16 protein-coding genes, 7 tRNA genes, 1 other RNA gene and 1 pseudogene are annotated in these 25,916 nt (G+C 37.1%); 7 read left to right on the top strand and 18 right to left on the bottom strand.

Annotated elements, in window-relative coordinates:
• Nucleotides 1-7: 7 nt before the first annotated feature.
• Nucleotides 8-82, top strand: a tRNA-Arg gene (locus LDL57_RS04710).
• A gap of 212 nt (nt 83-294) precedes the next feature.
• Nucleotides 295-3,519, top strand: coding sequence for a thioester reductase domain-containing protein (locus tag LDL57_RS04705; RefSeq protein WP_180558635.1), 3,225 nt, complete (start codon nt 295-297; stop codon nt 3,517-3,519).
• A 271-nt stretch (nt 3,520-3,790) separates the two neighbouring features.
• Here LDL57_RS04705 and potD read toward each other — a convergent pair whose 3' ends face one another.
• The 7 genes and pseudogenes from potD to LDL57_RS04670 form a co-directional block, all read right to left on the bottom strand.
• Entirely contained in the window at nt 3,791-4,834 is a 1,044-nt protein-coding gene (gene potD, locus LDL57_RS04700) for a spermidine/putrescine ABC transporter substrate-binding protein PotD (protein WP_180558636.1), read from the bottom strand.
• A 250-nt stretch (nt 4,835-5,084) separates the two neighbouring features.
• The gene (potC, locus tag LDL57_RS04695) at nt 5,085-5,870 is read right to left on the bottom strand and encodes a spermidine/putrescine ABC transporter permease PotC (protein WP_180558637.1); all 786 of its coding nucleotides are present in this window, start codon (nt 5,868-5,870) and stop codon (nt 5,085-5,087) included.
• Nucleotides 5,867-6,727: a spermidine/putrescine ABC transporter permease PotB gene (potB, locus tag LDL57_RS04690; RefSeq protein WP_180558638.1), complete on the bottom strand. Its 861-nt coding sequence runs from the start codon at nt 6,725-6,727 to the stop codon at nt 5,867-5,869. Before potB ends, potC begins: the two co-directional genes overlap by 4 nt.
• Complete coding sequence (gene potA, locus LDL57_RS04685) at nt 6,717-7,826, bottom strand: spermidine/putrescine ABC transporter ATP-binding protein PotA (RefSeq protein ID WP_180558639.1); 1,110 nt, start codon at nt 7,824-7,826, stop codon at nt 6,717-6,719. The genes potB and potA overlap by 11 nt, the downstream gene beginning before the upstream one ends.
• Nucleotides 7,827-8,270: 444 nt before the next feature.
• The gene (locus tag LDL57_RS04680; RefSeq protein WP_225507163.1) at nt 8,271-9,605 is read right to left on the bottom strand and encodes an MFS transporter; all 1,335 of its coding nucleotides are present in this window, start codon (nt 9,603-9,605) and stop codon (nt 8,271-8,273) included.
• A gap of 10 nt (nt 9,606-9,615) precedes the next feature.
• On the bottom strand, nt 9,616-10,887 hold the full coding sequence (locus LDL57_RS04675) for an MASE1 domain-containing protein (RefSeq protein WP_225507161.1): 1,272 nt from the start codon (nt 10,885-10,887) through the stop codon (nt 9,616-9,618).
• A 407-nt stretch (nt 10,888-11,294) separates the two neighbouring features.
• Nucleotides 11,295-12,443 (bottom strand): annotated as a pseudogene (locus LDL57_RS04670) (glycerate kinase).
• A 133-nt stretch (nt 12,444-12,576) separates the two neighbouring features.
• Here LDL57_RS04670 and LDL57_RS04665 point away from each other — a divergent pair.
• The 3 genes from LDL57_RS04665 (at nt 12,577) to nifJ (ending at nt 17,530) form a co-directional block, all read left to right on the top strand.
• Nucleotides 12,577-13,014 (top strand): universal stress protein, encoded by a 438-nt coding sequence (locus LDL57_RS04665; RefSeq protein ID WP_180558641.1) that lies wholly within the window; start codon nt 12,577-12,579, stop codon nt 13,012-13,014.
• Between the two features lie 165 nt (nt 13,015-13,179).
• Nucleotides 13,180-13,731 carry an NADPH-dependent FMN reductase gene (locus LDL57_RS04660; protein WP_225507159.1) on the top strand — a complete coding sequence of 184 codons (552 nt, stop codon included), beginning with the start codon at nt 13,180-13,182 and terminating at the stop codon, nt 13,729-13,731.
• 256 nt (nt 13,732-13,987) lie between these two features.
• A complete protein-coding gene (gene nifJ / locus LDL57_RS04655) occupies nt 13,988-17,530 on the top strand; it encodes a pyruvate:ferredoxin (flavodoxin) oxidoreductase (RefSeq protein ID WP_225507157.1) in 3,543 nt (1,180 codons plus the stop codon).
• 110 nt (nt 17,531-17,640) lie between these two features.
• On the opposite strand, the gene lysM is transcribed toward nifJ, so the two are convergent.
• From lysM to LDL57_RS04620, 7 genes are all read right to left on the bottom strand, one after another.
• Nucleotides 17,641-18,081 carry a peptidoglycan-binding protein LysM gene (gene lysM / locus LDL57_RS04650; protein WP_180558642.1) on the bottom strand — a complete coding sequence of 147 codons (441 nt, stop codon included), beginning with the start codon at nt 18,079-18,081 and terminating at the stop codon, nt 17,641-17,643.
• Nucleotides 18,082-18,295: 214 nt separating this feature from the next.
• A non-coding RNA gene (locus LDL57_RS04645) (RtT sRNA) lies at nt 18,296-18,423 on the bottom strand.
• A 41-nt stretch (nt 18,424-18,464) separates the two neighbouring features.
• Nucleotides 18,465-18,540 (bottom strand) — tRNA-Lys (locus LDL57_RS04640).
• 86 nt (nt 18,541-18,626) lie between these two features.
• A tRNA-Lys gene (locus LDL57_RS04635) sits at nt 18,627-18,702 on the bottom strand.
• A gap of 61 nt (nt 18,703-18,763) precedes the next feature.
• Nucleotides 18,764-18,839 (bottom strand) — tRNA-Val (locus LDL57_RS04630).
• A gap of 54 nt (nt 18,840-18,893) precedes the next feature.
• Nucleotides 18,894-18,969 (bottom strand) — tRNA-Val (locus LDL57_RS04625).
• 26 nt (nt 18,970-18,995) lie between these two features.
• Nucleotides 18,996-19,071 (bottom strand) — tRNA-Val (locus tag LDL57_RS04620).
• A 307-nt stretch (nt 19,072-19,378) separates the two neighbouring features.
• On the opposite strand from LDL57_RS04620, the gene gltX reads away from it, so the two are divergent.
• Complete coding sequence (gene gltX / locus LDL57_RS04615) at nt 19,379-20,800, top strand: glutamate--tRNA ligase (RefSeq protein ID WP_180560258.1); 1,422 nt, start codon at nt 19,379-19,381, stop codon at nt 20,798-20,800.
• Between the two features lie 160 nt (nt 20,801-20,960).
• Nucleotides 20,961-21,036, top strand: a tRNA-Ala gene (locus LDL57_RS04610).
• A 52-nt stretch (nt 21,037-21,088) separates the two neighbouring features.
• On the opposite strand, the gene LDL57_RS04605 is transcribed toward LDL57_RS04610, so the two are convergent.
• From LDL57_RS04605 to zipA, 4 genes are all read right to left on the bottom strand, one after another.
• Nucleotides 21,089-21,304 (bottom strand): DUF3820 family protein, encoded by a 216-nt coding sequence (locus LDL57_RS04605; protein ID WP_180560326.1) that lies wholly within the window; start codon nt 21,302-21,304, stop codon nt 21,089-21,091.
• A gap of 86 nt (nt 21,305-21,390) precedes the next feature.
• On the bottom strand, nt 21,391-22,545 hold the full coding sequence (locus tag LDL57_RS04600) for a NupC/NupG family nucleoside CNT transporter (protein WP_375141958.1): 1,155 nt from the start codon (nt 22,543-22,545) through the stop codon (nt 21,391-21,393).
• Nucleotides 22,546-22,787: 242 nt separating this feature from the next.
• A complete protein-coding gene (gene ligA / locus LDL57_RS04595; RefSeq protein ID WP_180560324.1) occupies nt 22,788-24,800 on the bottom strand; it encodes an NAD-dependent DNA ligase LigA in 2,013 nt (670 codons plus the stop codon).
• Between the two features lie 67 nt (nt 24,801-24,867).
• A complete protein-coding gene (zipA, locus tag LDL57_RS04590; protein WP_180560323.1) occupies nt 24,868-25,812 on the bottom strand; it encodes a cell division protein ZipA in 945 nt (314 codons plus the stop codon).
• Between the last annotated feature and the right edge of the window lie 104 nt (nt 25,813-25,916).

The following is a 25,916-nucleotide window of genomic DNA, read 5'->3' as shown; positions in this document are numbered from 1 at the left end:
GATTTATGTCCTCTTAGTTAAATGGATATAACAAGCCCCTCCTAAGGGCTAATTGTAGGTTCGATTCCTGCAGGGGACACCATTAACATATTTGTAATAATTTATTTTAATCAACAAAAAGTTATAGTTACTCTCTCATATATTTCTTATTGTTAATTACCATCCCTACCCTATTTTGCGTAAATTTATCTTTCCCATGATTTGCAACTCACTTAATATCACTGAACATACGTTAAGCCTACTTGTATAATTAATATACTTTTATTTTGAGCAAAAAAATAACAAGGAGGTGTTATGCGTTTAGTTTATATTATTGAAAATATTATAAAAAAATATCATAATCGCCCTGCTATTGGCGAACGCGTTAAGCATTATATAAAAGATACTAAATCCAAGCGCATTGTTTGCCAATTAGCAGCAAAATATCAAACAATGACTTATAAACAATTATGGAATAGAGCTGAAAGTATTGCTAATGAATGGTATCACAATGACCAATACCCACTAAAAGCCGGTGATAAAGTAACTATCCTATCCTTTATTCATAGTGACTATATTGCTATTAATCTCGCTTGTGTTCAAATTAATGCAATTCTAGTTCCTCTACAAACTAATTTATCAAAAAAAGAATTAACACTTATTTTACAAAAAATAGAACAACAAATAATCGCAGCCAGCATAGAATACTTACCTATGGCAGTAGAGTTAGCCAAAAATAATAACTCAATAAAACGAATCATTGTTTTCGATTATGACCCTTCCCATGACAATGCAGAAAAACTAGAACAATTACAAAGTCAATTAACTATCAAAATCGAAGTATTAGCCAATATTATCCGTTTTGGTAGCCAGTTACCGAAAGTACCTTATCCCGAAAATAGTGATGATACATCCTCAATATCAATGATAATTTATACCTCAGGTAGTACTGGTGCACCCAAAGGCGCTATTTATACAGAAAAATTGGTAGCAAATATGTGGGACGCTAACCTATTTGCTAATAATACGAATAAAGAAAATACGACTATTCTGTATCTACCGATAAGTCATGGTTTGGCAAGCCAACTACTTAACAATCAGTTAGCTAGAGGTGGTACTTGTTATCTGGTCGCTAAAAGTAACTTATCCACGTTATTCGAAGATATTGCCTTAGCAAAACCTACTGAACTTTTATTAGTACCCAGGGTAGCTGAAATGATATTTCAACAATATCAAAGTGAATTAGAAGCTAGAAAAAAAACCACCAATGAACCACTGCTTGATAGCAAGCTTAAAAGAGAGATACGTATCAATATTTTTGGCGGTAGAATAACACATATAAGCTTTAGTTCAGGATCTCTTGCTAAGAAGTTAGCTGATTTCATTGAATCACTATTTGAAATAAAATTATATAATCAATATGGTAGTACAGAAACATTAGCTATCTGTAACAATAATAAGGTATTAAAACCACCGGTTGAGGATTATAAACTTCTCGATGTTCCTGAACTAGGTTATTATTCAACCGATAAACCTTATCCACGAGGTGAGTTATTACTTAAAACATCTACCATTATTCCCGGTTATTACAAATATCCTAAATTAAATAGCCAACTTTTTGATGAACAAGGTTATTATAAAACTGGAGATATCGTCAAAGAGACAGCAAAAGATCATTTAGTCTTTTTAGAAAGAAGAAAAAACGTTATTAAGCTTTCTCAAGGTGAGTTTATAACTACAACAATGCTTGAGACTTTGTATAAAGATAGCCCTTTAATAAAAGATATTTTTATTTATGGCAATAGTGAGTGGTCTTATTTATTAGCTGTTATTATTCCTACACCAGAATTATTATATCGGTATAATAAACAACAGAGCGAAATAAAACGATTAATTCACCAATCACTCGAAAAAATTGCTAAAGACGCCGGTTTAAAATCCTATGAAGTGCCACGAGATTTCTTAATCGATACAGAACCTTTCAGTCAGAAAAATAACTTATTATCCGAACTAGGAAAACCATTAAGGCAAAAAATTAAAGCTCATTATATTGATGATTTAAATAAATTATATCAAGAAATTTACAATAATAATTACTCTAATTTTTCACAACATATTAATAAAAGTAATATATTAGAAACCTTAATAAAACTGACTCAATATCTAGTAGGCTCTCCTGATATGGTTATTCATTCAGCAGTAACATTTCGCCAACTTGGTGGCGACTCTTTATCTGCATTACAATTTTCATTAGAAATAGAAAAAATTTGGGATGTCATGATCCCTGTCGATAAGATTGCCAATCCAACTTGTACACTAGATGATATTGCTGATTATATAAAATCAAATCAACATCTAATAAATTCACGTCCAAGTTTCGCTACTATCCACGGAATAGATAAGAAGAAAATTTATGCCAATCAATTAGCTTTAGATAAGTTTATCGATCCGGAAATTTTCCAACCAATAAAAAATTCTTCGCGATCCTTATCGAGCTTTCATAACATATTATTGACTGGAGCCAATGGCTATCTGGGAAAATTTCTTTGTTTAGCGCTACTCGAAGAATTAAATAAAACTGATGGTAAATTAATTTGTGTAATACGCGAAAAAGATAATGATAGTGCCAGGCAACGTTTAATTAATACTTTTAGTCCCCACAATCGCGAGTTAATGTTTAAATTTAAACAACTTGCCGATAAACATCTAACAGTATTCGCGGGTGATTTAACTAAGCCACAGCTAGGAGTTGATGAAAAAACATGGCATTATTTATCACAGACTATTGATCATATTTTTCACGCTGGCGCTTTAGTTAATCATGTACTGCCATATCAACATTTGTTTGAAACAAATGTGCTAGGTACAGCAGAATTAATTAAATTAGCGCTAGTCAATCAATTGAAACATTTCGTTTTCATTTCCAGCGTTATCGTTGCGATACCTTCCGATAATAATAAACCATTAAACGAAGATGATAATATATGTGATGCAATACCTTACCAAGAAATTTATAATCAATACGCGAATGGCTATGCTATTAGTAAATGGGCGAGTGAAATTTTGCTCCATGAGGCATATAACCGTTTTAAATTACCCGTTACCATTTTTCGCCCTAGTATGATACTGGCACATCGCCAATATGCTACTGAGCTTAATATTATTGATGTATTTACTCGATTATTATTAAGTATCGTTAATACTAAAATTGCGCCAAAATCTTTTTATCAATCAAATAGTAATCTCTCCCCTCATTATAATGGATTAGCGGTTGATTTTGTTGTTTCATCAATAATCAAATTATCAAAAAATAATGACAATCAGCAACTTACTTTCAATATGGTTAATCCACAAAATGATAAAGTGTCTCTTGACACGATTATTGATTGGTTAATTAATTCAGGGATTAATATTAAGAAAATAGATGATTATGAAGAATGGTATCAACAATTTAAATTAGCTATGCAAAAATTACCTAATAATTTAAAACAGTATTCTATGTTACCTGTTATTAGAAAATTAAAGCAGCCAGAAAAATAACTAGCAATTTTTGGCTTCTGCCTAATAAATTCTCTTCTGCTGTGGGAAATACAATACCAGCTATTACACCATCTTTAATTAGTAAATATATCTCTGACTTTAAAGCTCTAAATTTATTAATTTAGAATAACTTAATTAATTTTTTAACAAAACTATTAAATATGATTATGATTTTTGATTTAATAGCTAGCAGTAAATAATATAGCACCATAATGTTATGATGGTGCTTCTTGTAATAATTTTGTTCAAGATAAAAATAGTCTAATGAAATTTAACGACCTGCTTTTAATCGTTGAAAATAACTTTCATACAAAATATTAGCATTGCCCACATCATTCTGCCATTCTCCTTTTTTTAAGGTTTCTTCATCAGGATAGAGGGTTTTATCTGCCACAAGTTCTGCTGGTAATAATTGCTTGGCGGCTAAATTGGGCGTTGGATAACCAATTTGTTGCGCTACTTGAGCCGCAATATCAGGTCGCAGCAAAAAATTAATTAACTTAAGCGCCCCTTCAACATTTTTCGCATTGGCTGGGATCGCTAAACTATCCATCCAAAAAATGCCCCCTTCTTTCGGCCAAATAAATTGTATTGGGGCTCCTGATTGGCGCACTACATAGGCAGAACCATTCCATAGCATGCCGACATCGACTTCATCTTGTATAAAAGGATTAGCCGGATTATCAGAATTAAATGCCATGACATTTGGCATTAATTTTTTTAACTCTTCATAGGCTGTTTTAATCAATGTCGGATCGGTTGTATTACCTGAATGACCCAGCTTAAGTAGCGCCATTTGAAACACTTCCCGTGCATCATCAGTTAATAACAGTCCATTTTTATATTCGGGTCTCCATAAATCTGCCCAAGAGGTAATGGTTTTAGGATCGATAACCTCACTATTAATACCAATTCCTGTCGCTCCCCAAATATAAGGAATTGAATAATCATTTTCAGGATCAAATGATTTATGTAATAGATTTGGATCAAGGTTTTTAAATTGACTCAATTTACTTTTATCAATTTTTTGTAGCATGCCTTCCTTACTCATTTTCGCCACAAAATAGGTTGAAGGTACCACTAAATCATAAGCACCTTCAGTATAAGTTTTGAGTTTGGTGTACATACTTTCATTAGATTCATAAGTAGAATAAATGACCTTGATACCCGTTTCTTTAGTAAACTGATTAAGTAGCCCGGGAGGAACATATTCTGACCAATTATAAAAATAGACTACCTTATCATCAGCTGCTACAGCTGAGCCAATACTCGCGGCTATGATCCCTGCTGCAAGCCATGAGGAGCACTTTTTCATATAGTGTTTCCTTCATAAAACAATAGTGAGTGAAAACCCAATAGACTTTTTTGTCTAGGTAAAAAAGTTATTATATGGGCACCTGTAATTGGTAAAGCTTATAAATGCCATTTAGTGATGAATTTTACTAGAAAAAACTATTTCGGATTTTTAATAAAATAAAAAATAATAGCTAACCAAAATACAACTAATTAGCATACTGATAATATGCCAATACTTGCGATCCACCGCATTTAATTCTTGCACTAGCTTAATTGATATTTTTTACCGATTTTATTTTTAACATCCATTGACTCAGCAGTACAAGTATTAATGAAAATAGTAATAAAACTGTCGCTAGTGCATTAACTTCTGGTGAAATTCCTATTTTTACCATCGAATAAATTTTCAAAGGCAATATTTCATATGCTGGTCCAGTAACAAAAGAAGATACAACCACATCATCCATTGAAAGGGTAAAACTCAATAACCAACCCGAAATTACAGCTGGCAATGCTAGTGGTAAAATAATTTGCCGTAAAATAGTTAATTCACCAGCGCCTAAGTCTCGCGCAGCTTCTAACATTTTCACATCAAAATCCTTTAGCCGCGCATAAACAGTAATAACGACAAAAGGTAAACAAAATGTAATATGAGAGAAGAGTAAAGACCAAAAACCTAAAGAAATTCCTAACAACATAAAGACTAATAGTAATGAAATTGCCATTACAATATCAGGAGACATCATGACAACAAATAACATACCACTAACAAATGATTTTCCTCTGAATTGGTAGCGAAATAGAGCTACCGCTGCTAATGAACCAATCAAAGTAGTGCAACTAGCTGAAATCATTGCTATCGTTATTGAATGACCTGCGGCTTGTAATAAACTATCATTATTCCACAACATGTCATACCATTTTATAGTCAATCCTTGCCACACATTACCAAAGAGTGAGGCATTAAATGAATTAACAATCAAAATAATAATTGGTATATATAAATAGGCATAAATGATGGTGAGAAAACCACTTCGTAAAAAACGTCCAATCATGCCAAATCCATCTTTTTATTCAGCAAATTTGCAGCACGATAATAAACATAGAGTAGTAGACCCATCGCAATAGTTAATACAATACTAGTGGCTGCGCCAAAAGGCCAATCGCGCAAATTAAGAAATTGGCTCTTGATAACGTTACCAATTAATAAATTCTTTGCCCCGCCCATCAAATCCGCTACATAAAACAATCCCATTGCAGGTAATAGCACTAATAAGCATCCCGCTATTATACCTGGCATAGTTAACGGCACTATAATGCGTAAAAAAGTCTGAAATTTGTTAGCGCCAAGATCCCGTGCAGCTTCAAGACAGGATTTATCCAATTTTTCAATACTTGAATAAAGCGGCATCACCATAAATGGTAACAAAATATAAACCAATCCCAAAATGACGGCTTCTTGCGTATACATGATACGAATAGGTTTATCTATCAACCCAATCCAGAGCAAAAAGTCATTTAAATAGCCGCGGGTACTCAAAAAAATCTTCAACCCATAAATACGAATAAGTGAATTAGTCCAAAATGGTACAATCAATAAAAATAACATTAATGGCTGTAATTTTGGCGATAATCGCGTCAGAAGAAATGCAAATGGATAGCCAATGACTAAACAACATAATGTGGCAATAATTGCCATATTTAGTGAGTGGAACATCACCTCCACGTATAAGGGATCAAATAGCCGGGTATAATTATCGAGAGTAAAAACCATGTCGACTAAATTTGCATCATCACGGGTCAAAAAACTGGTAATAATGATCATTAAATTTGGTAAGAAGGCAAACAATAGCAACCATGAAACCAACCCAATAACGATAACATTTTGAAAAAATTTACGATTATTCTTCATCGAGAAGGACGACCTCCCAACTTTCTACCCATGTCACGGCAATTTTTTGTGCCAACGAGTGGTCTACATCCGGATCATCTTCATTGAAAAATTCACTCACCATCACCCGCTTACCATTGCTCATTTCTACTTCAGTATCAAGCATCATACCTTTATAGTTGCGTTCACGTACATGTCCAATTAGTCCGGTTGGCTGTTGTTCGTCGTCTATCTCTTTAACGCGTAAATCCTCTGGCCGCAATAAAACTTTTAATGGCTGACCTTCTGATACAGCAAGCTTGGTGTAAATATCACACTCATAGCCTTCAACATTGGCTCTAATACGCTGTTCATCGATACGATGTAAAGCAATCGCATCAAAAATATTAATTTCGCCGATAAACCGTGCAACGAATAAATTCTTTGGTTCTTCGTATATTTCACGGGGCGATGCATCTTGTTCAATATGCCCATCTCGCATAACTAAGATACGATCAGACATGGCTAACGCTTCTTCTTGATCGTGAGTGACATAAATAAAAGTGATCCCTAACTGACGTTGTAAGGATTTTAATTCACTTTGCATCTTTTTACGCAAATTATAATCCAGCGCCGATAAGGACTCATCTAATAAAAGAACTTTAGGTTTATTGATAACTGCACGGGCAATTGCCACTCTTTGCTGCTGTCCACCCGATAACTGATGTGGATATCTCTTGGCGAAATCTTCTAACTGCACCATACGTAGCACTTCTTCCACTCTCGGTTTTATCTCTTGAAAAGATTTTTTCTGCATACGTAAACCAAACGCAACATTATCAAATACCGACATATGGGGGAATAAGGCATAACTTTGAAAGACAGTGTTTACATGACGCTGTTCAGCCGGAATATCCGTAATATCCTGACCTTCAAGGAAAATATGCCCATTATCAACGTGCTCTAATCCAGCAATTAACCGCAAAATAGTCGTTTTACCACATCCTGAGGGACCTAATATAGTAAGAAATTGACCATCATTAATCGTAAGATTAAACTGTGAAATAATATTTTTGCCATCGAAACCTTTAGTTAAGGATTTTAATTCGATTAATGGTGTAAGAGAGGTTGTCTCAGTCATTTAAAATATCACTCTATCCCTTATAGTAATGCAGATAGAACCGCAACAGGAAAAAGACTGTATTAGCTAATCAGGAAGACTCCCAGCAATAGCCAAAACCAGTTGCGCCAATAAATTGAATAAAGACAGAATGATAAACGCAGCAACACAAAATTAAAAGCAATATCATCAGAAAAATGACAACATTAATCTTAATATATTAAATTAAACTTAAGCCTAAATAGGTAGTGGTCGAAAATAAATCTAATACTTCTATTTATTGCATGCCATCAATTAACACAAAAAATGATAAAGTGGGCTTACTATTTTCATTAATAATTTGCATAAATTATAACCAATAACTAGTGATTTATAAAAAACTCAATTTATACTATTGGCTTATTAAAACAATAAGTTAAAGTGAACCAAATTGCTCATGATAATTTATTTGACTGGCTATTTCCCTCAACTAGAATGAAAAATACGTAAAAAACGTTGATACCAGCAATATGGTGTAGGATGTACTAATGCATTCAAGGCGCGAGAATAATCCATAACTAATCCCGGCGTCCACGCCATGGATATCGCTCGCTGGCGAATTTGCGATGCAACCCATAATTCTGGCGCCAACAATAATTTCACCAGCGTTAAAAAATTGTTGCTTTTATCAGCCAGTACCCCCTCTAACGCAGCTTCTAGCGCATAAGCCACACTACTAGAGCAATTGCGGTAAGTTAAATTATAAAGCGCTCTTTGCCGATACTTTTGCCAAAAAATTGCCAAAGTAACCGCGTTATAATGATAAAAATGGATCTGAAAATCGGAGCGACACCACTGTGAAACTTCAGTGTCATAATCAGGCTGAAATTCACCAGCAACATTATTTTCTGCGGTAGCTTTTAATTTATTTAAAAATTCGGAAGGAGAACGATCAATATCATCGATTGGATATAAGCTAATATAAATCTGATGTCTGATCTCCAATGCCGCGTGACCAGTAGAAATAACACCATTACCATCAACAGCGGCAATGTAACGATTAATTACGGGGCGAGGTCTGGGCGGTAAATCAGCCGAGCCTTCTGGCGTCCAAATATGCACCGTGAGCGGTGAAGTATGAGACAGATTGATATTCGTTTGCTGCTCTGGCGTCAATGGCATAACTACATCTATGTTAATTTCTTGCTGTTCAAATTCTCTTTGTGATAATGCGCTATCAGCCATTAAAGTAAATATCGTTTGGCCATGTCGAATAACCCGTAATTTACTGGCGAAACGGATGGCAGATATTCCACTATGCATTAATAACACAGCCAAAACGATTGGAAATGTCGATTGATAACTAAGCGGATAAGGAAATAAGATCACCATAGCAAAGAATAAATAACATCCACCTAACCAAATAGTACGTTTCCATAGACGATGCCGAACCACTAAAGCAGACACAATGCTAAATATAGCAAGCAATAAATAATTAAAGCCTAACACTATTGATAAAATCAAATGGCTATAATTATCATCAATTAAAAGAGAAACAGATACCAGAAAAAATAATCCACCTTTGAGAAAAAGAATAAATTTTTGGCTGCCAATGCCACTATTGGCAACACTTAAGGTAATTAAACTCTCTATTAATGTGAATATACTTATCCAGACCACCGGAATATAACGCGTTTGTGCTACTTCATCACAAAATATCACTAAGCCCAATAAAGCCCATAATAACCCACCAATTAGCAACCAAATCGCCTGCTGGTGCATAAATTTTTTACCTATCAGTAAACAAGCAATTTGCAACATAGACAATCCGTTATAAATCAACCTTTGATTTTGAAAGAATTTCCCATTCACCTAATAGCATTGGATTGGTTTTATCAGCAATAGTAATTAATATTCGATCACGCACATTGAGCCATGCCCCATCTAACCCCTTTAACTGAAAACTAACCGGAATACCATGATAAGAGCTTACTAATGACCAATGCTCTTTTAACATTTCATGGGCTGAAATTTCAATCGCTTGTAATATATGGTGAACATCACTTTTCACCGGTAACGATGTGATTAATTTAATTTGTGGATCAAATTTTATTTTGTTTTCGTAAATAAATAGTTGGTAACGAATAAGGGATTTTGATGCTTGTTTTATCGTTCTTTCTAATTGAGATGCAGCAAGCAATGAAAGTAGCAACATAAAAATGGCAATAACGGACAGGTAAGTTTGAGCAAGTAATAGAGGCTCTTCTCTTAATAAACCAGGCAAAAAGAAAGGTCCATAGCCCTGTTCACAATAGAAAATAACAATGGTTCCCAACACTAATAATCCAATTCCTCGACCAAAATCTTGCAAAAACAGGATCAAAAGAATAATAAAAATAATGGGTATGCAAGCCAATATAATATTTAATGCTGAACCATAATGATAATTAATATAACCTTTCAGCCCTGTGATCTGATCAGAAAAAATTAACCAGCTACTGATTGCCAGCAATATTAACCAACATAATGTTAATAATATTTTTTTAATACTGTTAAGTCGCTTTAATGATTGTGGTTGTACTAAACCTAATAACATAGCGACGGCAAAATAGATACCTGACATATCGGCCAGCCAACTGGTAAGAAAATCATCTAAATTGATCTTCTCATCAAGAGATCCCAACAACAGGACACTCAACCAATTATCGATAGCACATACTACTGCTGAAATTATAATCCAAGTTATAATGGTATTTAATGGCGATTGATATTGTGCTAAATATCTTACAATAGAAGCAATTAATAATGGAGAAATAAGTAAACTAACTGCACTAATCATGCTCATCGCAGAAGAGACAATATCGAATGGCTCCAGATACCAATTGACCAAACTAAATAAAAGCAAAAAAGCCGGCCAAGCACGGACTGGTGATATTAAAAACGCCACAATACTCACACCAGCAGGAAACCATACCACAACTAGCGATTCATCATACGGTACTTGTACTTCCTTAGAAATAACAGCCGAAATAAAATAAATTAATGTCCAACTGAGGAATGTAAACCACCTAATATGACTGGAAATTTTCACCAGTCCTATCATCAACGCTTCTCCTTTATATTTTGCTAATAAAACTTTTAACAATCAGTAAATAATGTTTATTAGCGAAATAAAACTGTATTTAAATTTCAAGCACTAAAATAATGATATATATTAAACAAGTAGCAAAACTCAAAATTATTAATATTAAATTAGATTATTACTTTTTTATAACAAAGAAATGGCTTTGCGAAGCATTTAAAATATATTTTCCACTATTAAAGCTAGCCTAATTAAGTACTATTTTATTTAGCTATATGAATAAGGGCTTTGTTAAGAATAGATTAACAAGTACAATCCAATCATTTACTCAATAGCCAATAAGTCAGCATTTTATCTATCAAACGCTAATTTAATTAAATTTGCTAAAAATGAGCGAAAAATAAGTTTTAATTTCAAAGCTAAAACTATTAATTTTTGGCTAGTATTATCCCGGTTTGTAAAACTTTTGCAACATTATATGCACAATGCTGTAGATTTAGCTCTCCTTGCGCTAAAGCTGCTTGCTGTGATAACAGGCAGGGTAAAATACTAAATACAGCATTGATCCCTTGCTGGTAAACAGCTGCAATGTTTTTTCCTTGGATACCCACTATGGCGATAACGGGAATACCACTTTTAGCCGCAAGCTTAGCAATACCAATTGGCGCTTTTCCACCTAATGTTTGTCCATCCATACTTCCTTAACCGACTATAACTAAATCGGTCGTAGCTAATTCATCTTTAAACTGCATCGCCTGACAGACTGTTTCAATTCCAGAGCGCAATGTTGCATTGAGAAAAGCCAATGCCGCGATAGAAATTCCACCACCAGCGCCAGATCCTGGCAGATACCGATAATCAGTGCCAGTCATGGATTGAATAATATCGGCGTAATGAATTAAACCCTGTTCTAGATGGCTAACCATTTCGCGGGTAGCCCCTTTTTGAGGCGCAAATATTTTTGCCGCACCTTGTTCACCAATTAAGGGATTATTAACATCGCAGACTATTTCAATTTGACACTGTTGCAATCTGCTATCTAAAGTTGATAAATCTATCCGTTGCAGTGCAACCATTTCTTTAGCAACAAGTTCTAATAAGTGACCATCTTTACGATAAAAGCGGGCGCCCAACGCCTGCATCATACCAATACCACCATCCACCGTAGCGCTTCCTCCAACAGCTAAAATGATCTTTTTAACGCCGTAATCAAGCGCAGCAAGTATTAATTGACCGGTACCAAAACTAGTTGTCAATAACGGATTACGCTGGTCTAAAGGAACTTGCATTAATCCACTGGCTGCCGCCATTTCTATCACGGCGGTATCACCATCATTTAGTAAGCCATAATAAGCTTTTACGGGAGTTTTTAAAGGCCCTGCTACGGTCACTTCAATACGTTGCCCCCCTTTTGCAGCAATAAATGCATCAACTGTGCCTTCCCCACCATCAGCCATAGAAAAACATACATATTCGGCTGCTGGAAAAACGGCCATAAAACCAGCTTTGATCGCACATGCCGCCTGCTTAGCCGTCAGACTTTCTTTAAATGAATCCGGGGCAATAATTATTTTCATTTTCACTACCATTAAAAATTAAATAACATAACCTGCTATTAGCTGATCGTCATGACTGAGGCCATTTCATTTATTTGATGATAAAATAATAACGTCTGAAATTTTGTTAAATCATGTCAAGACAGGAGACAATATGTACCAAACTATTTTAGTCCCGATCGATCTGTCTGAAGAGACCTTAACGCAAAAAGTTGTTCCCCATATTAACGCGCTAAGTCAAACGGATAATCCCGATTTCTATTTTATCTCTGCTATTTATGCGCCTTCTTTTTTCATTGCTAGCAAAATTGTCTATTCTAAACAGCCAATTCGCAATGACGATGAAATTGTGCAGCAAGCTCTACAAACCCTACAAAGTATGACAAAGAAATTTGCTATACCAGAAGAAAAAGTACACTGTTTAATTAAAGCAGAACCACCAAGAGACGCTATTTTAGAAATTGCCGATGAAGTTAACGCTGATTTGATTGTTATTGCCTCTCGCCGGCCTAACTTTAAAACCCATTTACTAGGTTCAACCGCTGCCGCAGTGGTGAATTACGCTAAAATTCCGGTTTTAGTGATTAGATAAACACGGTTGAGCGGGAATAATCATCCCGCCTAGCTGGTAATATCACTAATTAATTATTATTCTTATTTTAAGAGAAATCATCCATTGGTATATATGATTAAATCACATAATTAATTTTTGCCAAATCTATTACTGGCTTGACCTTAAATAAGTTAAAGGTGCTATATGAGAGAATACAAAGTCGTTATCATCGTGGGTAGCTTGCGAAAAGGATCATATAATAAAAAACTGGCTAACGAATTAATCAAACTGGCTCATCCACAAATCCAATTTTTTTTCGTCGAAATAGGAAAACTGCCACTCTATAATCAAGATGATGATGAACAGCCAAGTAAAGTGGTGCAAGATTTTAAACAACAAATCGCCGATGCTGATGGCGTTATTTTTGTCACTGCTGAATATAATCGTTCTATTCCTGGCGTATTAAAAAATGCCCTCGATCAAGGTTCTCGACCTTATGGAAAAAACGTGTGGGCACAAAAGCCAGCAGGCGTTATCGGTACTTCACCTGGCGCCATGGGAAGTGCACTATCACAACAACATTTAAGAAATGTGTTAACTTTTCTCGATATGCCAACACTAAATCAACCAGAGGCTTTTATCCAATGGAATGAGAATATTATTGACAAGCAAGGTAATTTGCTGGAAAGAACGAAAGTATTCTTACAAAAATGGCTGGATGCTTATAGCCATTTTCTAAAAAAACAACTTAATTAATTGAATTAATATTCTAAAATCAAAGGCTGATCAATTACAAAAGTCGCCTTTATTACTTTATGAATAATAACAAATTACTCACCAAAAATTAAAATTGATCACTTAATGTAAAATAATCTATAAATTTAATAACTTAAATATTTTGTTTCTCTTTTAATTAAATTCAATTCCCCACAATATTGATAAATTTTACTTGCTTATTTTGCTAATTTCTTTGACCTATAAACTATTATCAAAAAATCAAAAGGCCATTTTTGTGAGTAATTTAACTTGTTCTTATATAACAACAGATGCAAATTCTGCCGTTGCTTCTGTTGCATACCGACTCAATGAAATTATCGCCATTTATCCTATCACCCCTAGTTCCAGTATGGCTGAGCAAGCAGATATATGGGCAGCGGATAATCGAAAGAATATTTGGCAAGACACACCTAAAATAATTGAGATGCAATCCGAAGCAGGTGCCATTGCGACAGTACACGGTGCCCTACAAACCGGAGCACTGGCTACCTCATTTACCTCATCTCAGGGATTGTTATTGATGATCCCAACACTTTATAAGCTCGCCGGCCAATTACAGCCTTTTGTGTTACATGTCGCCGCCCGAACTGTCGCCACCCATGCATTATCTATTTTTGGTGATCACTCCGATGTGATGGCCGTACGTCAAACAGGTTGTGCTATGCTATGTGCTAATAATGTGCAACAAGCCCAGGATTTTGCCGTTATTGCACAAATATCCGCTCTGAATAGTAGATTGCCATTTATCCATTTTTTTGATGGTTTTCGTACCTCACATGAAATCAACAAAATTCATCCAATCTCCGATGAAATACTGCAACAACTAATACCTGAAAAAGCGATACAAGAACATCGTCAACGCGCTTTGTCACCAGAGGCACCCACTATCCGAGGAACCGCAGCCAATCCAGACACCTATTTTCAAGCTCGCGAAGCGATTAATCCTTGGTATCTTGATGCTTACCAGCATGTCTTAAATGCCATGCAGGTCTTTGGTAATGTTACCGGGCGTTACTACCAACCGTTTGAATATTATGGCCATCCTGATGCTGAACGAATCATCATTTTAATGGGTTCAGCGGCCGGAGCTTGTGCTGAAGTTATCGATCAACTGTTAACACAAAATGAAAAAGTCGGCATGGTAAAAGTGCATCTTTTTCGCTTTTTTTCTGCCCAACATTTTCTTAAAGTGGTGCCACTAGCAGTAAAATCTATTGCGGTGCTTGATCGAACTAAGGAGCCAGGGGCACAAGCGGAACCGCTGTTCCTGGATATTATGACGGCATTAGCGGAGTCTTTTAGCCAGGACCAACGTGATAGATTACCTAATGTTATCTCGGGTCGCTATGGTTTATCCTCCAAAGAGTTTGATCCTGACTGTGTGATCACCATTTTTCACCAACTTAAACTGACTAAACCCAAAACACGGTTTACTATTGGCATTCAGGATGATGTCACTGGACTGTCTTTACCGATTATTAAAGCATCACTCCCTAATACCCACAAATTAGCCGCCCTATTTTATGGTTTAGGTAGCGATGGCTCAGTATCCGCAACAAAAAATACGATTAAACTTATTGGCAACCATACCCCTTTATTTCCACAGGGATACTTTGTTTATGACTCTAAAAAAGCAGGTGGGTTAACGGTTTCACATTTACGTATTAACCCCTATCCCTTCTATTCATCATATCTTATTAAGCAAGCAGATTTTGTCGGCTGCCATCAGTGGCAATTTATCCACAAATACCAGTTAATTGAAAAATTAAAACCAGGTGGTATTTTTTTAATCAATAGTCCTTATAGATCTGATCAAATCTGGCATCATCTGCCGCAGGAAATACAATATTTGTTACGACAAAAACAGGCACAATGCTATACCATCAATGCTTATCAAATCGCCCGACAATGCCAATTAGGTGGTCGTATCAATACCATTATGCAAACGGCTTTTTTCTATTTGACCCAACTATTGCCTATGTCTGAAGCAAAGCAGCAATTAAAAGAGGCAATTAGCCAAAGTTATAGCAAAAAAGGGGCTGATGTCGTTGAAAATAATATTAACGCCGTTGATCTCACCATCAGGGCAATAAAAAAATTTGATTTACAGGAGATTGATATCACCAGCCTTTGCCGACCCGCAACGGTAGCTCATAATGCCCCTGATTTTGTAAAAAACGTAACCGCAAAAATGATCGCAGATTTAGGTGATACCCTTCCCGTGTCAGTATTTCCACCCGATGGTAGCTGGCCAACAGGCACGACAAAATGGGAAAAACGCAATATCGCCGAAACGATCCCTATTTGGCAACCGGCTCTATGTACCCAATGTAATTATTGTGTTGCCGCCTGTCCACATGCTGCGATTCGTGCAAAAGTCACTTCTGCCGAAATACTGGCAGCTGCACCGCCTAGCTTACCCTCTTTAGCCGTTAAATCACGAGATATGCGAGGACTCAATTATGTACTACAAGTCGCGCCAGAAGATTGTACTGGCTGTAATCTTTGTTATGAAGTTTGTCCGGCTAAAGATCGGCAAAATCCACAAATCCGCGCCATTAATATGCAGCCTCGGGTTGAACATCTAATAGAGGAAAAAATAAATTTTAATTTTTTCCTGCAAATTCCCGATATTGCCCCACATCAACTAGAACGTATAGATATTCGGACTTCACAATTAATTACACCGTTGTTTGAATATTCAGGAGCTTGTGCCGGTTATGGTGAAACCCCTAACATTAAATTACTGACTCAGTTATATGGTGATAGGCTACTGATTGCCAATGCCACTGGCTGTTCATCTATTTACGGTGGTAATCTTCCTACTAGCCCCTATAGCAAGAATAACGAGGGGCGAGGACCCGCATGGGCAAATTCCCTCTTTGAAGATAATGCAAAGTTTGGTATGGGATTTCGTTTAACATTAGAGCAGCATAAAAAAAGAGTCTCTCGTCTGCTAAATGGCTTAGCTAAACAATTACCGATTACACTAATTAATCAACTACAGGATGATTCTTTATCAATTGAGTTAAAGCGTCAATTAATTGTTCAATTACAATCATTACTGAATAAAATCAATACCGCTGAAGCCCAACAATTAAGCACCGATGCTCACTATTTGATTGATAAATCAGTATGGATCATTGGTGGAGATGGGTGGGCCTACGATATTGGTTATGGTGGCTTAGATCATGTACTCAATAGTGGTGAAAATATCAATGTTCTGGTGCTAGATACACAATGCTATTCCAACACAGGTGGCCAACAATCAAAAGCAACGCCAATTGGTGCTGTAACTAAGTTTGGTCAAAATGGTAAACAAAAGAGCCGTAAAGATCTGGGAATAACCATGATGATGTATGGACATGTATTTGTAGCACAAATCGCTATTGGTGCTCAAATGAATCAGACTGTTAAAGCTATTCAACAAGCAGCCGCCTATTCTGGCCCTTCATTGATTATCGCTTACAGTCCTTGTGAAGAGCATGGTTATGATCTTGCCTATAGTCATGAACAAAGCAAACAGCTTACAGCAGCTGGATTTTGGCCATTATATCGTTTTGATCCACAACGTAGACAGGCAGGAAAACCGGCGTTAATACTTGATTCAAGAGCACCGACAGCATCGCTAACGGATATCTTACAAAAAGAGCAGCGCTTTTCTCAATTAACCAGACAATTCCCTGAACAGGCGGAAATACTGGCCAAGCAAGCAGAGATAGCGGCACTTAAGCGCTACAATTTACTTGAATTACTTGCCAAACAGGATACTAACTAACATCACATAGGTCACGATCCTACAGATTAAAAAAACAGCATTAAGCAATAAAGCCGCTAAACTAATAAGCGGCTTTATTAACATTAATTGATGGTTAATAATTATCCCATTTACCGTTTAGGAATAATTAATACCTGTCCAGGGTAAATTTTATTCGGATCTTTCAACATCGGCTTATTTGCTTCAAAGATTTGCTGATAAAGATTGGCATCACCATAAACTTTTTTTGAAATAGCACTTAAGGTATCACCCGCTACTACTGTGTAGTGCTGAACATCAACACTACCACCGCCAGTATGATCTTCAACCTTTTCAATACCAGCAACATTGCCTAGCGCAACCAAAATCTTATTTTTCATGTCAGCAACAATGCCTTCACCCGAAACGGTGACTTTACCATTATCATCAACATTAACATTGACCTGATCCGCCCCTTTGATCCCTAGTGAATCAAGATGTTCTTTCAGTTTTTTTTCTTTATCATCTTTAGTCGCCGTAGCAGGATCCCATAGTTTGTCGCCGGCGCTTTTTAAGAAATCAAATAATCCCATATAACCTCCATCACTTAGTTTTGAGGAAATAAATCTAAGCCTCAATCTATTAGATAATAAATTAAGCGCTCAAGCTACACACTATCCACTTACTCTATTTTTATCTAATAGTTTTTCAAGTAAATAAATATATCTCTATGTTAATGATTGTAGAATGATTTGCTCAATTTCGCCAAAGTTGGGTAGCAAATCATCGTTGCTGAGGTAATATCGATGGTGGGTCGTACAGGATCACTCGGCCTACGGCCTCGCCCTGCGGGTCGTTGTGCAAAGCACAACGCTGTCTCGCTACGCTCGGCTCGAACCTACACAGCTTCTCATCCTGTACTCGCATTGCAATATATTATTTTAGTTTTGTTGGAAAGTATGAAGAATTTTTTAGATGGTGGGTCGTACAGGATTCGAACCTGTGACCAATTGATTAAAAGTCAACTGCTCTACCGACTGAGCTAACGACCCATCTGATTAAGCTGGATTCTGCTGATCTTGATCATTCTTAGTGAATAGCAAAAAAAATAAACAAAAATCTTATCTAATACTATTAATGGTGGGTCGTACAGGATTCGAACCTGTGACCAATTGATTAAAAGTCAACTGCTCTACCGACTGAGCTAACGACCCTATTAATAGCAAAACACATTATAAATAACTTAAACAAATAATGCTTCATTTTTGGCTTGAATGGTGGGCGATACCAGATTCGAACTGATGACCCCCTCCTTGTAAGGGAGATGCTCTACCAACTGAGCTAATCGCCCATTCATAACAAAAACAGACAACACTTTTACTTAAGCATGATTCTTAATTATGATTGGTGGGCGATACCAGATTCGAACTGATGACCCCCTCCTTGTAAGGGAGATGCTCTACCAACTGAGCTAATCGCCCAATCATAATAAAATCATCACGACAATTGGTGGGCGATACCAGATTCGAACTGATGACCCCCTCCTTGTAAGGGAGATGCTCTACCAACTGAGCTAATCGCCCGTCGTGTTGGAGGTGCATTATAGGGATAGTTCTGCATGAGTCAACGGTTTTTCAAAGGAAAATATCCGTTCGTTGCAAAATTAAGCAAGATGCACCTAATATTATCGCCACAAAATAATATTTATTTAAACTTATTTAGTCTAGATCTTATCAGGATAAATTAAGCATTTTTACTGCAAAATTAACAAATGAAGTATGAATATCGTGCTAACAGCATTGAGGAATTAAGTTGCAGTGATAAAATAACCGACTGTAAATTTATCACTGATTAGATTCGATATAAAAAAAGGTCATTAAGGCAATCCTAATGAATAAAATAAAAACTCGTTTTGCACCCAGTCCAACTGGTTATCTTCACGTCGGCGGCGCTCGTACTGCACTCTATTCTTGGCTTTATAGTCGACATAATAACGGCGATTTTGTCTTACGTATTGAAGACACCGATCTTGAGCGTTCAACACAAGAAGCCATTGACGCCATAATGGATGGAATGAACTGGTTGAGTTTAAATTGGGATGAAGGTCCTTACTATCAAACTAAACGCTTCGAACGTTATCATGCCGTTATCGATCAAATGCTTAGCGCCGGGACAGCTTATCGCTGTTACTGTTCTAAAACACGATTAGACAATTTACGTGAAGAGCAGATGGCTAGAGGCGAAAAACCTCGTTATGATGGCTGCTGCCGTGATCATGCTCATAATCATACACCGAATGAAGCTCACGTAGTGCGCTTTCGTAACCCGCCAGAAGGCGCTGTGATTTTTGAAGATCAAATCCGTGGCCCAATTGAATTTAGTAATCTTGAGCTAGATGATCTTATCATACGCCGTACCGATGGCTCTCCTACCTATAATTTCTGTGTTGTTATTGATGACTGGGATATGAAAATCACTCATGTGATCCGTGGTGAAGATCATATTAATAATACTCCGCGACAAATTAATATATTAAAAGCACTTGGCGCGCCAATACCTGTATATGCGCATGTTTCAATGATCTTGGGCGATGATGGTAAAAAATTATCTAAACGTCATGGGGCGGTCAGTGTCATGCAATACCGCGATGACGGTTATCTACCAGAAGCCTTATTAAACTATTTGGTACGTCTCGGATGGTCCCATGGCGATCAAGAAATCTTTAGCCGGGATGAAATGATCAGTTATTTTTCCTTAGATGCGATTAGCAAATCCGCTAGTGCCTTTAATACCGACAAATTATTGTGGCTTAATCATCATTATATCAATTCATTACCTGCCGAATATGTTGCTACTCATTTAGCATGGCACATTGAGCAGCAAGGTATCGATACCCAAATCGGACCAAGCTTAGCAGATATAGTCAAGCTTCTCGGTGAACGCTGTAAGACCTTAAAAGAAATAGCCACTTCATGTCGCTATTTCTATCAGGATTTTGCTGAGTTCGACGCCGGCGCCGCTAAAAAACATTTACGCCCAATAGCGCGCTTGCCATTAGAAACGGTACGGGCAAAATTAGCAGCAATTAGCAATTGGACATGTGAAAATGTCCATCAGGCAATTGAATCAACGGCGACAGAACTTGAAATTGGGATGGGAAAAGTGGGTATGCCACTACGGGTCGCCGTGACAGGAACAGGCCAATCGCCAAGTGTTGATGCCACTGTGCATGCTATTGGCCAAACTCGTTCATTAAAACGTATTGATAACGCTTTGGTTTATATTAATCAACGTGAAAAAAGTGCTAACTAATGAAATTAGGCTAGCGTAAAAACACATTATTATTGTAACTTTATTTATCATACGAGGCTGTATGAGCATTTTTTCATCGGTTAACCGCTATTTTTATATTAATCGATTGACAGTCTTATACAGCTTGCATATCATGCGCTCGTCTAATCGACTTTGTGTAGGGGCTATAGCTCAGCTGGGAGAGCGCTTGCATGGCATGCAAGAGGTCAGCGGTTCGATCCCGCTTAGCTCCACCAAATTTAAATTCCAGCCAAATAGTTTTAATCGATCTTAAAACCACATTGTTTACTATGAACGCTTTAGTGGTTTAACTAAATTGTCTAGTCCTTCTACTTTCACTGTTAATGTCATTTCCATTAAATAACCTAATCTCCCTTGAGGAAATTCACCATTACGCGCAAACCAAAGTAAATATTCTTCGGGTAAATCGATCAAAACCCTTCCTTTGTATTTACCAAATGGGATAACAGTATTAGCAATATCGATCAGATCCTGTTTCTGCATACAGCATTCCAATGTATTCGTTGATTGAAGCAAACGCGACATTCGTTAATAAAGAATGCCGCTTGGTAAAACTGACGATTAAATTATCACAAAACTAAGCCCGTTATCGCGGCAGATAAGAAACTTACTAGCGTGGAACCATATAATAATCTTAAGCCAAAACTAGAAACGACATTTCCCTGTTTTTCATCGAGGCCTTTAATTGCGCCGGCAACAATTCCTATTGATGAAAAGTTAGCAAAAGAGACTAAAAAGACCGACAAAATACCCACTGAACGAGGAGATAACTCAGCGGCAATTTGTTTCAAATAGCCCATCGCTACAAATTCATTAGACACTAATTTGGTGGCCATAATACTACCCACTTGAAGTGCATCTTCAGCAGGAATACCCAAAATCCAAGCTAATGGATAAAACACATAGCCTAAACAATCCTGAAAGCTTATTCCTATCACTGCACTGAAAATGGCATTAATTCCGGCAATAATCGCAATAAAACCAATCAACATGGCCGCGACAATTAAAGCAACTTTAAAACCCGCCAGAATATATTCGCCTAACATTTCAAAAAAACTTTGTCCATCATGCAGATGACTGACTTGAATATCCTCTTCCTCTTTTACTGAATAAGGATTAATTAACGATAGGATAATGAATGTACTAAACATGTTTAGGATCAGTGCCGCAACGACGTACTTAGGCTCAAGCATTCCCATATAAGCGCCAACAATCGCCATAGACACCGTCGACATGGCTGTTGCTGCCATTGTATACATACGACGTGGCGACATTTGACTCAATATATCTTTATATGCAATAAAGTTTTCTGATTGACCGAGAATTAATGAACTGATCGCATTAAAAGATTCCAGCTTTCCCATACCATTAACTTTAGCCAGTAATGTGCCGATTATTTTAATAATAAAAGGTAACACTTTGATATGTTGCAAGATGCCAATTAGCGCTGAGACAAAAATAATTGGACACAATACGCGTAAAAAGAAGGTAGCGAGATTTGCATCCATCATACCACCAAATACAAAATCGGTGCCCGCCGCTGCATAAACTAATAGATAATCAAAAAATTTAGCAAATCCAGCAATAAATCCCTGTCCAATATCTGAATTGAGGAAGAACCAAGCTAACAGTAACTCAATAATTAATAGTTGCAAAACGTAACGAATGCGAATACTAGCACGATCGCTACTGGTTAAAATCGATAATCCACCAATGAGAATAATGGATAAAAGAAAGTGAAAAACTGCAGACAAAAATATTTCCAAGTCGGTTTTTAATTTAACAAATAGTTATATTATTTTATGTAATAGAAAATAATCAGGCGTGATTTTAATCACTAAAAATAACATTAAGTGAGTAAGTTAGTGATTTAACTTGCAGATAGCTAATTGATAATGAATAAAACCATTGCAAAATCAAAGCAGTCAATATCCTGCGAATTACTACGCCAAAAAGCTATAAAATATTAATGATCTTCGAGTAACACTATTAATTCATCCTCATTAATAGTTCTTATTCCTAACTCATTGGCCTTGGCCAATTTAGAACCAGCGGCCTCACCTGCAATCACTAGATCGGTTTTTTTAGAAACACTGCCCGTGACTTTTGCGCCAAGTAATATTAATTTATCTTTTAGCTCATCACGTGTTAAACGATTTAATGTACCGGTTAAAACTATTGTTTTACCAGTGAATGCACTATCGGTTTTCTTAGCCGGCATGGCTGGCCAGCTAATACCAATTTCGTTCACTAATTGATTAACAACATCCCGGTTATGCTGTTCGCGAAAAAAATTAACAATATGCTTCGCCACTATCTCGCCAACATCTTGAACCTTTTTGAGCGACTCTATATCGGCAGCCATAAGAGAAGTTAACGTGGTATAATGGGTCGCCAAATTGCTTGCCGTTGCTTCCCCTACCTCCCGAATACCCAACGCATAAATAAAGCGGGCTAATGTGGTTTGTTTGGATTTATCAAGCGCATTAATTAAGTTTTGTGCCGACTTTGGCCCCATACGCTCTAATCTGGCTAAAATATCCAGATTTAAACGGTAAAGATCAGCCGCTGTCGTTACATACTCTTTATCAACCAATTGATCAATAATCTTATCACCCATTCCTTCAATATCCATTGCTCGGCGTGAAACAAAGTGCTTTAAGGCGCCTTTACGTTGTGCCGCACAAATTAAACCGCCAGTACAACGGATCACCGCCTCACCTTCAATACGCTCAATGGCTGAACCACAAACCGGACAGTGAATAGGAAACCGAATTTCTCGGCTATCAATAGGACGACGATCAGCCAGTACATTAACAATCTGCGGGATCACATCACCCGCTCGGCGAATAACGACGGTATCCCCAATGCGTACACCTAATCGGCCTATCTCATCAGCATTGTGCAATGTTGCATTACTTACAGTAACACCTGCAACCTGAACAGGCTCTAATCGAGCAACTGGCGTAATAGCACCGGTACGCCCCACTTGAAATTCAACATCATGTAATAAAGTTATCTGTTCTTGAGCTGGAAATTTAAATGCTGTCGCCCAACGCGGCGCACGGGCAACAAAACCGAGCTGTTCTTGCAATTGCAATGGATCCACTTTTATAACGACACCATCGATATCAAAACCTAAGCCTAAACGTTCATGCTCAATTTGGTGATAATAGGCTAAAACTTGTTGGCTATTTTGGCAAAGCGCTATCTTATCACTAACGGGTAATCCCCATTTTTTAAACTGCATAAGACATTGATAATGGCTAGCAGGTAATTGCCCACCGGCCAGAAGGCCAAAACCATAACAAAAAAAGGACAAGGGCCTTTTGGCAGTAATACGGGGATCAAGCTGACGTAATGAGCCTGCCGCGGCATTACGTGGATTGGCAAAAATTTTACCATCATCACGCCGAGCTTCTTCATTTAGCTTTTCAAACCCCCGATGGGTCATAAAAACTTCACCACGAATTTCAATCCGCTCAGGAATATTATCGCCGGTTAAACGCAGCGGAATTGCTCGAATAGTACGAATATTGGCAGTTATATTTTCGCCGGTGGTACCATCACCCCGCGTAGCTGCTTGTACCAGTTCACCCTGTTCATATAACAAACTGACTGCTAAACCATCTAATTTAAGCTCACAACAAAATGTCAACTGACTATTATTTTTTAAACGATCATGCACTCGTTTATCAAAAGCTAAATAACTCTCTTCATCAAAAACGTTATCTAGAGACAGCATCGGTATTTCATGGCGTACCTGCTCAAAAGCCGTTAATGGCGCAGCACCGACTCGTTGTGTTGGCGAATCAGCCGTGATCCATTCTGGATGCTCAGCCTCTAATTTTTTCAATTCCTGCATCATCCGATCATATTCTGCATCAGGTATTTCAGGCGTATCTAATACATGATAAAGATATTCATGATGCCGTAATTGCTGTTTAAGCCGTGCAAGATAATTTTGTTGTTCTTTCATTATTCACCATACAACTAAAGACAAAACCCCCGCTATCACGGGGGTCGATTACTAATCATGCTACTATTTAAGTTAATGCATTTCTAATTCGGCTATGATATACCTCAATCATTTGGGGAGTCAGCATTTTGCGATCCTCATCAAGTACGACACCACCAACATCAGCCGCAATACGTTGGGCTGCTTGCAACATCAATTTGAAGTTTTGGGCTGAATCACCATATGAAGGTACCATCATAAATATAGAAATACCCGGCGTGGTGAAATCAGACATGGCTTCGGGCTCAAAAGAACCAGGTTTCACCATATTAGCTAAGCTAAATAAAATCTGCCCAGAACCAGAAGGATCAACATGACGATGAAATATCTGTTTTTCACCAAACTGAAAACCTGATTGAAAAATACTTTGTAACAATAGATCACCACCTAAAACTTGACCTTGCAGAGCCGCAACATGTAAAACAACAACAAGATCTTTTTTATTAGCTTCAGCAGCTAATTTACTGTGTTGCTCTCCTCCAGCAGAATGTTCAACTTGACCAACAACCTGCTGGTTGCTTTCTGCTGTGTTTGCTACGAAAGATCCTTCCCTTTCTTCACTATTCATTGAATTTAGCGCAGGCTCAGAAATTTCCAGTTCAAGCTGTTTAGTTTGAACGTTTTTTTCTTGCTTAACACCCGATCCAATTTCTACTTCAGTATCAGCTAAATGTGGATCATCGTTAAAGGTTTTAACGACCTTTGATGATTCAGATTTTCGGGAAGCAAATTGTTGATTTGCCTGCTGATCAGTTAATTTAGATGCCGATTGTTGTGCCTCCACCGTTTTATCATCAAGCGATGGCGAGCCTACACTCTCAGGTGTATCCTGGTTAGGTTGTTTACGGCGCTTCATAGGGCGATCTTTAAATAGCTTCGAACGCTCTTTACGACTTGTCCAAAAGCCATGTAACAGTAAAGCTATTATAGCTATCGCACCAACGACCACTAATATTAGACGCAAATCCTGCATCGCTCTATCTCTGTTGTTTGAAAAATAATCGCCACCATGGCGCTATCATTATATTAAGAGTATTTGCCAATAACGTTAAGTGCAACCCTCTACATAATTTTCTT

Origin of the sequence: Arsenophonus apicola (genome assembly GCF_020268605.1) — a bacterium.
GTDB classification, from domain to species: Bacteria; Pseudomonadota; Gammaproteobacteria; order Enterobacterales; family Enterobacteriaceae; genus Arsenophonus; species Arsenophonus apicola.
Note: the sequence above shows the minus strand (reverse complement) of the source record. Positions and strands in the feature narration are given on the sequence as shown.